The organism is Phaeovulum sp. (genome assembly GCF_047638075.1).
Classification (GTDB): domain Bacteria; phylum Pseudomonadota; class Alphaproteobacteria; order Rhodobacterales; family Rhodobacteraceae; genus UBA6197.
In genome coordinates this window covers 17,266-29,574 of sequence record NZ_JBLJBV010000001.1, presented here as the reverse complement: position 1 = coordinate 29,574, position 12,309 = coordinate 17,266, and the positions used below count along the sequence as shown (strand labels likewise).

The 12,309-nt window shown below is 62.9% G+C and carries 9 protein-coding genes; 4 read left to right on the top strand and 5 right to left on the bottom strand.

The features are described from left to right. Nucleotides 1-102: 102 nt before the first annotated feature. The 3 genes from ACM62R_RS00110 to ACM62R_RS00100 all read left to right on the top strand — a co-directional run bounded on the left by ACM62R_RS00110 (nt 103) and on the right by ACM62R_RS00100 (nt 5,881). Nucleotides 103-918 (top strand): uracil-DNA glycosylase, encoded by an 816-nt coding sequence (locus tag ACM62R_RS00110; RefSeq protein WP_415182033.1) that lies wholly within the window; start codon nt 103-105, stop codon nt 916-918. A gap of 121 nt (nt 919-1,039) precedes the next feature. Continuing rightward, nucleotides 1,040-2,512: an efflux RND transporter periplasmic adaptor subunit gene (locus ACM62R_RS00105; RefSeq protein WP_415182032.1), complete on the top strand. Its 1,473-nt coding sequence runs from the start codon at nt 1,040-1,042 to the stop codon at nt 2,510-2,512. 3 nt (nt 2,513-2,515) lie between these two features. Next, the gene (locus ACM62R_RS00100; protein ID WP_415182031.1) at nt 2,516-5,881 is read left to right on the top strand and encodes an efflux RND transporter permease subunit; all 3,366 of its coding nucleotides are present in this window, start codon (nt 2,516-2,518) and stop codon (nt 5,879-5,881) included. A gap of 10 nt (nt 5,882-5,891) precedes the next feature. Here the strand turns inward: ACM62R_RS00100 and ACM62R_RS00095 are convergent, their stop codons facing one another. After that, complete coding sequence (locus ACM62R_RS00095) at nt 5,892-6,701, bottom strand: protein-disulfide reductase DsbD domain-containing protein (protein WP_415182030.1); 810 nt, start codon at nt 6,699-6,701, stop codon at nt 5,892-5,894. A 154-nt stretch (nt 6,702-6,855) separates the two neighbouring features. Here ACM62R_RS00095 and ACM62R_RS00090 point away from each other — a divergent pair, with 154 nt between their 5' ends. Next, nucleotides 6,856-7,410, top strand: coding sequence for a YqgE/AlgH family protein (locus tag ACM62R_RS00090; protein WP_415182029.1), 555 nt, complete (start codon nt 6,856-6,858; stop codon nt 7,408-7,410). A gap of 3 nt (nt 7,411-7,413) precedes the next feature. Here the strand turns inward: ACM62R_RS00090 and ACM62R_RS00085 are convergent, their stop codons facing one another. The 4 genes from ACM62R_RS00085 to ACM62R_RS00070 form a co-directional block, all read right to left on the bottom strand. Continuing rightward, entirely contained in the window at nt 7,414-9,654 is a 2,241-nt protein-coding gene (locus ACM62R_RS00085; RefSeq protein WP_415182028.1) for a phosphoenolpyruvate--protein phosphotransferase, read from the bottom strand. A gap of 37 nt (nt 9,655-9,691) precedes the next feature. Continuing rightward, complete coding sequence (locus tag ACM62R_RS00080) at nt 9,692-10,951, bottom strand: aspartate kinase (RefSeq protein ID WP_415182027.1); 1,260 nt, start codon at nt 10,949-10,951, stop codon at nt 9,692-9,694. Nucleotides 10,952-11,105: 154 nt separating this feature from the next. Further along, entirely contained in the window at nt 11,106-11,750 is a 645-nt protein-coding gene (locus ACM62R_RS00075) for an SDR family NAD(P)-dependent oxidoreductase (RefSeq protein ID WP_415182026.1), read from the bottom strand. A 109-nt stretch (nt 11,751-11,859) separates the two neighbouring features. Then, on the bottom strand, nt 11,860-12,288 hold the full coding sequence (locus ACM62R_RS00070; protein ID WP_415182025.1) for a DUF1178 family protein: 429 nt from the start codon (nt 12,286-12,288) through the stop codon (nt 11,860-11,862). Nucleotides 12,289-12,309 lie beyond the last annotated feature (21 nt).

Sequence of the window (12,309 nt, the reverse complement as noted above, 5' to 3'; positions counted from 1 at the left end):
TCCCCAAACGTGGTTTTGCGCGCTTATCGCAAAGGGGGCGGCGGCTGGCAAGCGGCATCGCGGTGGCTTTACCTTTTGCTGCGCTGGCCGTAGCTTTGGCGGATGGAAACTGGAACCGCCCCCGCCCTTGATCTGGACTTTCACGCCGCCGTCGCCCTGATGCAGTGGCAGATGGAGATGGGCGTCGATGAGGCGATTCTGGATGCGCCGCTGAACCGCTACGATCTCCCAGAAAGCCTTGCCGTCAAACCGGCCGCCACTGGCGCCCGCGTCCCGGCCCCGGTGGATGGGGTGCCCGCCCGCACCTCTGGCCCCGACCCGGTTGCCGTGGCCGCCGCCGCCGCCGCCGCTGCCAGTGATCTGCCCGCCTTGGCCGAGGCGCAGCGCGCCTTTGATCTGTGCGAGTTGAAAAAGGGCGCGCGGTCGTTTGTGTTTGCCGATGGTGTGGCGCGCGCGCGGGTGATGATCGTGGGCGAGGCGCCGGGCCGCGAAGAGGATATCGCGGGCCGTCCCTTTGTTGGCGCCGCTGGCGAATTGCTGGACCGGATGTTGGCCGCCATTGGTTTGTCGCGGCAGGCCCCGGCCCCCGAAAGCGGCGTCTATATCACCAATGTCATGCCGTGGCGCCCGCCCGGAAACCGCGAACCGACCCCGGCCGAGATTGCCATGATGCAGCCGTTTCTGGCGCGGCATGTTGCGCTGGCGGACCCGGATCTGATCGTGCTGATGGGAAATGCGCCCTGCATGGCGGGTTTGGGGCAGCGCAGCATCTTGCGGTTGCGGGGGCAGTGGGCCACCGCCTTTGGCAAACCAGCCCTGCCGATGGTGCATCCTGCCTACCTTTTGCGCCAACCGCAGGGAAAGCGTGACGCCTGGGTCGACCTTTTGGAACTGCGCGCAAGGCTTGATCGCGCGTAATTGCGACGGAAGCGGCAAGCTGGCACGTTGAACTGTGGTGGGCTTGGTCCTATCCCGGTTCGGAACTAGATGATCAGCATTGGCTATCGGGGCATGCCCCGGCACAGGAAAAGGCACGACTATGCGGTTTTTGATGCGCAGCCTGATGGGGTTGTTTCTTGTGGCTCTGACGCTGGGCCTGTTGGCCTTTGCCGCCTATACGGTCAAATCTGCGCTTGATGCGCGCCGGACGGCGAAAAGCCGGCCCCAGGCTGCGCAGGAACGGGTTTTTTCGGCCAATGTGGTGGCGGTTACGGTGGGGCGCATCGTGCCGGTGCTGACCGCCTACGGCGAGGTGCAAAGCAGCCGCCGCTTGGAACTGCGCGCCGCCAGCTCGGGCACGATTGTCGAAATGTCGCCCGATTTTGCTGAAGGGGCAGCGGTTGAGGCGGGTCAACTTTTGCTGCGCATTGATCCTGCCGAAGCCACCGCCACCCGCGACACCCAGCGCGCCGCCCTGGCCGAGGCCGAGGCAGCGCTTGCCGAAGCCATCCGTGGCCTTGCTATCGCGCGCGACGATCTGGCCGCCGCCGATGTGCAGGCGCAGCTGCGCGATCAGGCCCTGACCCGGCAACAAAGCATTGACGCCCGCGGCCTTGGCCGCGCGACCGATACCGAAACCGCGCAGCTAGCCGCCAGCACCGCCGCGCAGGCCGTTCTGAACCGGCGATCAACGCTGTCGCAGGCCGAGGCGCGGCTGGATCAGGCGCAAAACACCCTGGCGCGCCAACAGATTGCCCTTTCGGAAGCCGACCGCAAATTGACCGACACGGAATTGCGCGCGGAATTTGCCGGGCGCCTTTCGGGGGTGACGGCGGTCAAGGGCGGGCTTTTGTCGAACAACGAAAAGCTGGGCGAGCTGATCGACCCCGCCGCGCTGGAAGTGTCGTTCCGGGTTTCCACCACGCAATTTGCACGGCTGATTGATCCGCAAGGGGCGCTGTTGCCCGTCACGGCCACAGTCGCGCTTGAGGTGCAGGGAACCGAGCTGATGGCCCGCGCGCGGCTGACCCGCGTGGGGGCGGCGGTGGGCGAAGGTCAGACCGGGCGGCTTTTGTTCGCGCAGCTTGAGGCGGGGGCCGCAGGCTTTCGCCCCGGCGATTTCGTGACTGTTCGGCTGGAGGAACCGGCGCTGGATCAGGTGGCGCTGGTGCCCGCCACGGCGGTCGATGCCGCCGGGCAGGTGCTGGTTCTGGGGCCGGACGACCGGTTGGAACTGGCCCAGACCCAGGTGCTGCGCCGTCAGGGCGATGCGGTCATCATCCGCGCCTCAGCCCTTGCCGGGCGCGAGATTGTGGCCGAACGCTCGCCGCTTTTGGGCATGGGGTTGAAGGTTCGGCCGCTGCGGTCAGGCGAAACCGGCGCGGCGCTGACGGCCCCAGAGGTGCCCGCCATGGTGGCACTGACCCCCGAACGCCGCGCGCGGCTGATCGCCTATGTCAAGGGCAATGCCAATATGCCCGCCGACGCCAAGGCCCGTGTGCTGGCGCAACTGGGTCAGGAACAGGTTTCAGCCTCGGTGATTGCCCGGCTGGAACAGCGGATGGGGGGCTGACGCATGGCCAATCCCGATACCGATGACCTGCCCCCGCCGCGCGGCGTGATTGCGCATTTCACCCGGCACCGGACGCTGGCCAATATCGTTTTGGTGGTGATGATTGCGGCGGGGCTGGTGGCGATACCGCGGATGCGGGCGCAGACGTTTCCCGATTCGGTGGTGCAGTCTGTCAGCGTGAATGTGGTGTGGGACGGTGCCGGTGCCGAAGATGTGGACCGCGCCATAGTGCAGGTGCTTGAGCCCTCGTTGCTGCTGGTCGAGGGGGTGGAAAACACGACCTCGCGCGCGACCGAGGGGCGGGCGCGCATTGATCTCGAATTTGAGTCCGGCTGGGATATGAGCCGCGCGGTGGATGACGTGGATGGCGCGTTGGCGCTGGCGGGCGATCTGCCCGATGACGCCGAAACCCCCGAAGTCAGCCGTGGCGTATGGCGTGACACGGTGACCGATGTGGTTATCACCGGCCCCCTTTCAGTGATGCAGTTGGGCCGTCTGGCGGATGAGTTGATCGTCCGGCTTTACGCCGAGGGCGTCACGCGCACCACCATTCGCGGGCTGGCGGCACCCCAGACCGTGGTCGAGGTGCCGCAGCTTAGCCTGATCGCGCATGATGTGACGATGGCACAGATTGCCGCCGTAATCGGCGCCGAGGCGGCAACCCAGCCTGCGGGTGATGTGGCCGGCGGCGCGGCGCGGGTGCGCACCGGTCAGGAAAAGCGCGCCCCCGAACAGATCGAATCGCTGGTGCTGCGCTCAGAGCCGGACGGATCGACGTTGACGGTGGGCGATGTGGCGCGGATTCGCGTTGAAGGGGCGGACCGCGCGCGGGCGTTTTATGTGGGCGGCCATCCGGCGATGACGATCAATGTGGCGCGATCAGACAAGGGCGATGCCATTGCGCTTCAGCACAAGGTGGAAAAGGCGGTGGCCGAAATGCGGCTGAGCCTGCCTGCGGGGGTGCGCGTCGATCTGATCCGCACCCGGTCCGAAGGTATCAGCGCGCGCATTGAATTGCTGATGCAGAACGGCGTGATGGGGCTGGCATTGGTGGTAACGCTGCTGTTTTTGTTCCTGAACGCGCGCACGGCGCTTTGGGTGGCTGCGGGGATTCCGGTGTCGATGCTGGCGGCGATTGCGGCGATGTATATGGGCGGCATGACGCTGAACATGATCTCGATCTTTGCGCTGATCATCACACTGGGGATCGTGGTGGATGATGCGATCGTGGTGGGCGAACACGCTGATTTTCGTGCCCGTATCTTGCGCGAACCGCCGGCGCTTGCGGCTGAAAACGGTGCGCGGCGTATGGCCGCGCCGGTGTTTGCCTCAACCATCACCACGATCATCGCCTTCGCTGGCTTGATGGTTATTGGCGGGCGGATGGGGGATACGATCAAGGATATTCCCTTCACGGTAATAGCGGTTCTGGCGGCCTCGTTGATCGAGTGTTTTTTGATCCTGCCCAATCATATGACACATGCACTGGCCCATGCGGCCAAGGAAAGCTGGTATGACTGGCCGTCACGCACCGTGAACCGGGGCTTTGACTGGCTGCGCCACCGGGTGATGCGGCGGGTGACAGGGGCGGTCGTGCGGGGGCGCTATGTGGTGCTGGCGGCGGCGCTGGCGCTGCTGGCGTGGCAGGTTGCCTATCTGATTTCGGGCAAGGTGCAGTGGCGGTTTTTCAACCCGCCCGAACAGGCGACGGTGACCGGCAGTTTTGCCATGCTGAACGGTGCCACGCGCGCCGATACGGTGGCGATGATGCGCGGCCTGCAACAGGCCGCCGATGATCTGGGTACGCGCTATCAGGCGGAATACGGCGTGAACCCCATTGATTACGTCATTGCCGAGGTGGGCGGCGCGTCAGGGCGCGCCCTTTCCAGCGCTGATACCAAGGACAGCGATCTGCTGGGGTCGATTTCGATTGAGCTGATCGACCCGGACCTGCGGCCCTATTCCTCGTCCGAATTTGTGGCGGCGTTGCAGGATCTGGCCCCGCGCCATCCGCTGCTGGAAGAGATCAGCTTTCGCGGCTACCGCATGGGGCCGGGCAGTGACGGGCTATCGGTGCAGTTGTCGGGGGCCGAGGCGGGCACCCTGAAAGCCGCCGCCGAGGCGCTGAAATCAACGCTTTCCGCCTACCCGGAAATATCCGCGATCGAGGATAATCTGGCCTATGACAAGGATGAACTGGTGTTGGAGCTGACCCCGCAGGGGCAGGCTTTGGGTTTTACCGTCGAGGCGCTGGGCCGAGAGCTTCGTTCGCGCCTCAACGGTATCGAGGCGGCAAGTTTCCCCGATGGGCCGCGCAGCGCCACCATTCGTGTTGAAATGCCCGATAGCGAATTGGCCGCCGATTTTGATGAGCAGATGCAGCTACGCACCCCGTCGGGGGCCTGGGTGCCGCTATCGGATATTGTCCATATTTCGGTGAGGGGCGGCTTTTCGACGATCCGGCGGGAAAACGGGCTGCGGCTGGTCGCGGTCACCGCCGATCTGTCCGAGGACGACCCGACCCGCGCCACCGAAATCACCAAAGAGCTTGAAACCGTCATCCTGCCGCGTCTGGCTGAGGATCATGGTGTCACCTGGCAACTTTCCGGTATGGCGGAACAGGAACGCGACTTTCTGTCGGATGCGCTGGTGGGGCTGGCGCTTTGCCTGATTGGCATTTTTATTGTGCTGGCGTGGATATTTTCCAGCTGGACGCGGCCTTTGGTGGTGATGTCGGTCATTCCGTTCGGGCTGATCGGGGCGATCTGGGGGCATGTGGTCTGGTCGATGCCGATGTCGATGTTTGCGGTGGTCGGGCTGATCGGCATGTCGGGGATCATCATCAACGACGCGATCGTGCTGATTTCAACGGTGGATGAATACGCGCAAAAACGCGGGCTGGTGCCGGCAATCATTGATGCGGTGTCAGACCGTCTTCGCCCGGTGTTCCTGACCACGGCGACAACGGTTCTGGGGCTGGCGCCGATGCTATACGAGAAATCCAGCGCGGCGCTGTTTTTGAAGCCCACGGTCATTACGCTGTGCTACGGGCTGGGCTTTGGGATGGTGATCGTGTTGCTGGTGGTGCCGGCGCTCTTGGCGGTGCAACTGGACTTTGGCCGCCAGATACGGGCGCTGCGGCGTGGCTTGGCGGTGCCGGGGCTGCGCGGTGTGCTGGCCGCCAGCGCGGTGGCGTTGCTGCTGGGCTTTGGCGCAACGCTGGGCCGTGCGGTTTTCGCGGGTGAAGGGGTGGCAGCCGCTTTCGGGCAGTTTGCGCTGTTGGCGGCGGCTGTGGTGGTGTTGGCGGCGCTGCTGGGGCCAAGGCTGATGGCGGGGCGATTGACCAAAACGCCCCATCCCGGCGAGTGATGTGCGGGGGTTAGCCCGGGCAGCCGTTTATTTCTACGGCACGCTCGTCACTTAGAACGGTGATCACCAGATCCGCCGGGTTCAGCGCAAAGGGCTGCGCGTTGTCTGGCACAAATTCGGCCATGGATACCAGCCGGGTGCCGTCGCGGTGCGAGGTGCTGTCAGATACCCAGACCGGCGCTCCGCGTAGCTCGAACAAGGCTATCTCATCAGGACCAAGGGGCGGCAGATCAATGCTGGCGGTGACGCGCATACCATCTTTTATCGGCTCGATCAGGCAGGTCGCGTTTCCCTTGACCGGTTCGGGTTGCGCGGTCAGCGCGGCGCGGATCAGCGGATCGGTTGTGCCGGGGCCAGACAGATCGGCCGAGAGCGCAACCGAAACCGGCACACAGACATCGCGACAGATGCCAAATTCAACATCCGCCGCCAGCGCCACCGGCTGTGAGGGGTCAGTGGGGATAATCTCAATCGGCAGGATCATTTCACCCAGATAGCCAACCGAACGCATTCCGCCCGACTCGAACACCTGCGGGCGGGGCCAGTGAACGGTAACGCCCGCCACATTCTGCGATCCGGCAAAGTTGAACTGTGGTGGGATGCCGGCATCGCCGGGCGCGCGCCAATAGGTTTTCCAACCCTCGCCAAGGGCGATCCGCACGGCCGCCATGCGGCTGCCGTTGTCGGCCTGCCAACCGTCCAGAACCTCGGCCCCGCGCATGCCATGCGGCAGATCCTGTGCGCTGGCGACACGCGGTGCCAACCCGCTGGGCAGGCAAAGCGCAAGCAAAAGGGGTAGGGCGTGCAGGTGTGGTTTCATGCCCTACGCTTACGCCCCCGCCATGCCTGTGCAAAGTCACAAACGCGCCAGCAGGCCGGACCTGTGCGCCCGTGCCACACCCGGCTCTTGCGTCGTGGCCCGGTACGCGCGATGCTTGGGGAAGGGACGTCACAGGCGCAAGAAGGGGGTTGCCATGGACCTGACCGGAAAGCTGTTGATTGCCATGCCCGGCATGGGGGATACGCGCTTTGAACATGGCGTCGTGCTGATCTGCGCCCATTCGGAAAGCGGCGCAATGGGGCTGATCATCAACAAACCCGCGCCGGGGGTCGAGTTCAACAGCCTGATGGACCAGCTTGGCATATCGCACCCAAACCCCGATATTCTGGTGCCGGTGCATTTTGGCGGACCGGTGGAAACCGGGCGCGGCTTTGTGCTGCATTCGGCCGATTGGCACGGGCAGGGCGGGGCCATTCAGGTTGGGCCGCAGATGGCGATGACCTCAACCCGCGATGTCCTTGAGGATCTGGGCCGGGGCAACGGGCCAGACAATGCACTGCTTGCCTTGGGGTATGCGGGCTGGGGGCCGGGCCAGCTAGAGGCCGAGATCCTGTCCAATGGCTGGCTGACCGGCAAGGCCGACCCCGAACTGGTGTTCACCATTCCCAATGCGCGCAAATGGTCAATGGCGCTTCATGCGCTGGGTGTTGATCCCTTGACGCTTTCGCCGACGGCAGGGCACGCCTGACGCCTAGAGCCGTGCCAGATAGCCGACGACAGCCGGACGGACCGAAGCGGCACCCTTTGCGCGGGCCTCATCAATCACGGCCTTCAGATGGGTCAGATTTGCACGCCGGATCAGGCTTTTGACCGGCCCGATCGACGCGGGGCGCATCGAAAGCGTGGTCAGGCCAAGGGCCGCAAAGGTCAGCGCCTCAATCGGGCGGCCCGCATCTTCGCCGCAAAATGACAGCGGCGTTCCCGAAGCGGCACACCGCGCGACGATCTGTTCCAGAAAGGTCAAAAAGCTGACATCAAGCGTGTCATAGCGTCTGCGCACACGTTCATTTTCACGGTCGGCGGCAAAGAAGAACTGCTTGAGGTCATTCCCCCCGATCGAGATAAAATCCGCATCATCGAAAAACGCCTGTGGTGCAAAGGCAAGGCTGGGCGTTTCCAGCATCGCACCCGCCTCGACAGAGGCGGGGACCGGGCGCCCCAACAGGGTTTCGCGCGCTATTTCCTTGGTCAGAAAGGCGCGTGCGGTGGTGAATTCCTTGTGGCAGGCGATAAACGGAAACATCACCGTCAGCGGGCGTCCATTTGCGGCACGGATCAACGCCTGAAGCTGCATCCGCAACATGCCGGGTTTGTCCAGCCCTACGCGGATCGCGCGCCAGCCCATGGCGGGGTTGGGTTCATCGTGGGGCTTCATGTAGGGCAAGACCTTGTCCGACCCGATGTCAAGGGTGCGAAACGCCACCCGCCGGCCATGGGCCGCATCCATCACCCGTGAATAAAGCTTTGCCAGCTCTCCTCGGCGTGGCACATGGCTGCGGATCAAAAATTGCAACTCGGTGCGAAACAGGCCCACGCCCTCGGCGCCAGACCCTTCAAGGCTGGGCAGATCGGCCATCAGCCCTGCGTTCATCATCAGGTTGATTCTGGTGCCGCAGGTTGCGGCCGCGGGCAATTCGCGCAGGCTTGCATAGCGTTCTTGCGCCTCGGCCTGCATCGCCATCTTGTCGCGAAAGGCGGCAGCCACGGTATCTTCGGGGCGCAGATGGGCGAACCCCTGATCGCCGTCAACCAGAATCGGGTCACCGTTCATGGCCTCTGACGTGATCCGTTGGGCGTGGATAACCAAGGGAATCGACAGCGCCCGCGCCACAATCGCAGCGTGGCTTCCGACCGAGCCCTCCTCAAGCACCACACCCTTAAGGCGGCGGCCATAGTCCAGCAGATCGGCGGGGCCGATATTGCGCGCCACCAGAACCGGATTTTCGGGCAGGTCCAGATCGGTGTTGTGCCCTTGGTCGGTCAGAATCCGCAAAAGCCGGTTTGACAGGTCTTCGAGGTCATGCAGCCGATCACGCAGATAGGGGTCGGCCGATTGTTCCAACCGGGCGCGGGCGGTGGATTGTTCCTTTTCAACGGCGGCCTCGGCGGAAAGGCCCAGGTCGATATCTTCGCTCATCCGGCGGATCCAGCCGCGCGAATGCGCAAACATCTTGTAGGTTTCCAAAACCTGCCGATGCTCCTTGTCCAGGCTTACCGCCTCGGACAGCATCTGGTCGACCTGTTTGCGCAACTTTTCAACAGCATCTGTCAGCCGTTCACGTTCGGCGTCAGGGTCATCCCCGACCGGGTTGGTGACGACGACACGCGGTTCGTGCAGCCAGACGCGGCCTTCTGCTGTGCCTTCCTGGGCTGTGGTGCCGTGAAACATGACGGGGTGACGGTGGGTGCCCCCCAGGGCCTCTCCCTCGCCCAGAAAAGCCCCCAGCTCTGTCATTTCGGCAAGAACCATCGCTACGACCTCCAGGCCGTATAGCTCATCTTCGGAAAATTCGCGGGCGACTTTCGATTGCACGACCAGAACACCCATCCGTTCGCCAACGCGCTGAATCGGGACGCCCAGAAACGACGGATAGAGCTCCTCTCCGGTTTCGGGCATATAGCGAAAGCCCTTTTCGGCAGGGGCGTTGCCCGTATTGACCGGTTGCGCCGTGCGCGCTACGCGCCCCACCAGACCTTCGCCCAGACGCATCCGCGTATGATGCACGGAACCGGCTTTCAAACCCTGGGTGGCGCTGAGTTCCAGTGTGTCAGCGTCGCGGAAAAGATAGATTGAACAAACCTCTGTGCCCATCGAATCGGCAATCAGTCTGGTTATTTGATCAAGCCGTTCTTGTCCTTTGCCTGGGGTTGCCAAACTGTCGCGCAGACGCCGAAGCAATTTTCGGCTGTCACTTTCTGTCCGTTCTGGCATAGGCCCCCTGCGTCTCTTGGCTTAGCGGCCTGTAACTTCAGGCCGATTTTTCCAACTCAAACGCATCATGAAGCGCCTGCACCGCTAATTCCAAGTATTTCCGATCAATCAGCACAGAAATTTTGATTTCAGAGGTCGCGATAACCTTGATGTTGACGTTTTCGGAGGCAAGTGCCTGAAACATGGTCGCGGCAACCCCTGCGTGTGACCGCATCCCGATGCCAACCACCGAAACCTTGGCGACATCCGTATCAACAACCAGATCGTCATATTTGATCACGCCGTTTGCACGGGCATCTTCCATCGCCTTTTGGGCGCGCGAAACCTGGTTGATTGGGCACGAAAAGGTCATATCGGTGACGGCGGCGGTATGGCCTTCGTAATTCTTTTCCGAAATATTCTGAACGATCATATCGACGTTCACCCCGGCTTCGGACAAGGGGCCAAAGATTGCCGCGGCAATGCCGGGCCGGTCTTCGACCGAGAGCAGGGTCATCTTTGCCTCATCCCGTGAGAAGGCAACGCCCGAGACAACTTTCGATTCCATGATTTCATCCTCGTCGCAGACCAGGGTTCCAGAATTTTCGTCGGTGTCCTCAAACGAGGACAGAACCCGCAGCCGCACCTTGTGGCGCATGGCAAGTTCGACCGAGCGGGTTTGCAGCACTTTTGCGCCCAGGCTGGCCAGCTCCAGCATCTCCTCGAACGCGATGCGGTCAAGTTTGCGGGCCTTTTGGCTGATGCGCGGGTCTGTGGTGTAGACGCCGTCGACATCGGTGTAGATATCGCAGCGTTCCGCGCCAAAGGCGGCGGCAAAGGCAACGGCTGTGGTGTCGGATCCGCCGCGGCCGAGGGTGGTGATCCGCCCTTCGGTGGACAGTCCCTGAAAACCGGCGATCACCGCGACCTTCATGCCTTCGGTAAATTTCGTATCGATATTGGTGCGCGGAATGTCGACAAAACGGGCACTGGAGTGGACGCTGGTGGTGTGGATCGGCACCTGCCAGCCTTGCCAGCTGCGCGCGGGCACGCCCATTTCCTGCAATGTCAGCGCCATCAGGCCGGCGGTGACATTTTCACCCGATGAGACGACCGCATCATATTCGCGCGCGTCAAACATCGGTGAGGTCTGTTCGACCCAGCCGACCAGCTCATTGGTCTTGCCCGACATCGCTGATACGATGACGATAACGTCATAGCCGCGCTCGACCTCGCGCTTGATCTTTGCGGCGACATTCTTGATGCGCTCTAGATTGGCTACAGAAGTGCCACCGAATTTCATAACTAGAAGCGGCATGGATACCCCCCTGAACCGCCGGACCGGGTTTTGCCGTTCTTTATGCGCCGCAACGCCGAAGGGCAAGGGGCGATGCGGGCGCGGCAGGGGGCATTCTGCCCCCTCTTGGCTGCGCCAATTCACCCCCTGAGAGTATTTCGGCCAAACAAAAGCCTCAAAACGGGATCGGCGTGCCGTCCCATTCCTCAAAGCAGCCGGTGGTTTCAGGGCCAAGGGCCGCAAAGCGTTCGCAAAGGCCCTCGACCGATTGTTTGGGGCTGATCGTGGCACCGGGGCCGCCCATATCGGTCTGGACCCAGCCGGGGTGATAGATGCCGACCGCGATGCCCTCGGGGGCGAGGTCGGCGGCGAGATTGCGGCCAAGGTTGAGCGCCGCCGCCTTTGAGGCACGGTAGATATACGAGCCGCCGGGTGCCAGCGATTGCGAGGCCATTTGCGACGACAGGATTGCCACCTTGCCATGGCCGGCGCGCAGGTTGGGCAAAAGCGCCTGAATGGTCAGAAAGACGCCGGTGACATTGGTTGCGAAAGTTGCGGCCCAAAGGGCGGCTGGGTAGCCTTTTTCCAGTGTCTGGCCCTTGTCGGGGTAAACGCCCGCGTTACAGATCAGAAGGGAAATTGGCAGGCCGTTCAGGCGGCGGGCCAGCGCGGTGTGGCTGGCCGGATCCGTGACATCAAGAGCTAGCAAGTCACCCACCGGTTTGCGGCTGGTGCCCATCGCGGCGGTGCCGGATTTGCGGTATCGCGCCAGAAGGGCCGCACCAACGCCCCGGTTTGCGCCGGTAATGAGAACGGTCATGAAAGCCTCCGTGTTGGTTGAGGGCCATGATGCAGGGGCGTCGGGTGAAGGCCAAGGGAAAAACGAACCAGCGGAAAAAACCTGCGCGTTTTCGGGCCTTGCCGGTTGTTTAGTTCGTTTTGCGCGCGGACATGAAAGGTAGGGGGGCGACCTGGATACCCTCTTCGAGCAGGGCGCGGGCTTCGTCTATCCGGGCTTCGCCGTAGATCGAGCGTTCGGGTTGCGCACCTTCGTGCATGGCGCGTGCTTCGGCGGCAAAGTTCATGCCGACATAATCGGAATTTGCTTCGACATGAGCGCGCAAGGTGGCAAGGGCGGCCTCGGCAGGGGATTGCGGGGACGAAAGTGGAGTGTCTGTCGCGGTGGCGCTGCGGGTGGGGCGAATTGCCGGGGCCATCAGTTCCTTGTCAACCATGGTTGATCCGCAGACGGTGCAGGCGATCATGCCACCGGCTTTGAGTTTGTCAAAGGCGTCGGTGGATTGGAACCAGCTGTCAAAGCTATGGTTGTGATCACATTTGAGCGTGTAGCGGATCATCATATACCCCTTCCATTCATA

Bases quoted from the DNA above. Each gene is read 5' to 3' on its own strand.
- ACM62R_RS00095 (WP_415182030.1), bottom strand. From the start codon at position 6,701: ATGAAACCACACCTGCACGCCCTACCCCTTTTGCTTGCGCTTTGCCTG.
- ACM62R_RS00105 (WP_415182032.1), top strand. From the start codon at position 1,040: ATGCGGTTTTTGATGCGCAGCCTGATGGGGTTGTTTCTTGTGGCTCTG.
- ACM62R_RS00100 (WP_415182031.1), top strand. From the start codon at position 2,516: ATGGCCAATCCCGATACCGATGACCTGCCCCCGCCGCGCGGCGTGATT.
- ACM62R_RS00090 (WP_415182029.1), top strand. From the start codon at position 6,856: ATGGACCTGACCGGAAAGCTGTTGATTGCCATGCCCGGCATGGGGGAT.
- ACM62R_RS00070 (WP_415182025.1), bottom strand. From the start codon at position 12,288: ATGATCCGCTACACGCTCAAATGTGATCACAACCATAGCTTTGACAGC.
- ACM62R_RS00110 (WP_415182033.1), top strand. From the start codon at position 103: ATGGAAACTGGAACCGCCCCCGCCCTTGATCTGGACTTTCACGCCGCC.
- ACM62R_RS00080 (WP_415182027.1), bottom strand. From the start codon at position 10,951: ATGCCGCTTCTAGTTATGAAATTCGGTGGCACTTCTGTAGCCAATCTA.
- ACM62R_RS00085 (WP_415182028.1), bottom strand. From the start codon at position 9,654: ATGCCAGAACGGACAGAAAGTGACAGCCGAAAATTGCTTCGGCGTCTG.
- ACM62R_RS00075 (WP_415182026.1), bottom strand. From the start codon at position 11,750: ATGACCGTTCTCATTACCGGCGCAAACCGGGGCGTTGGTGCGGCCCTT.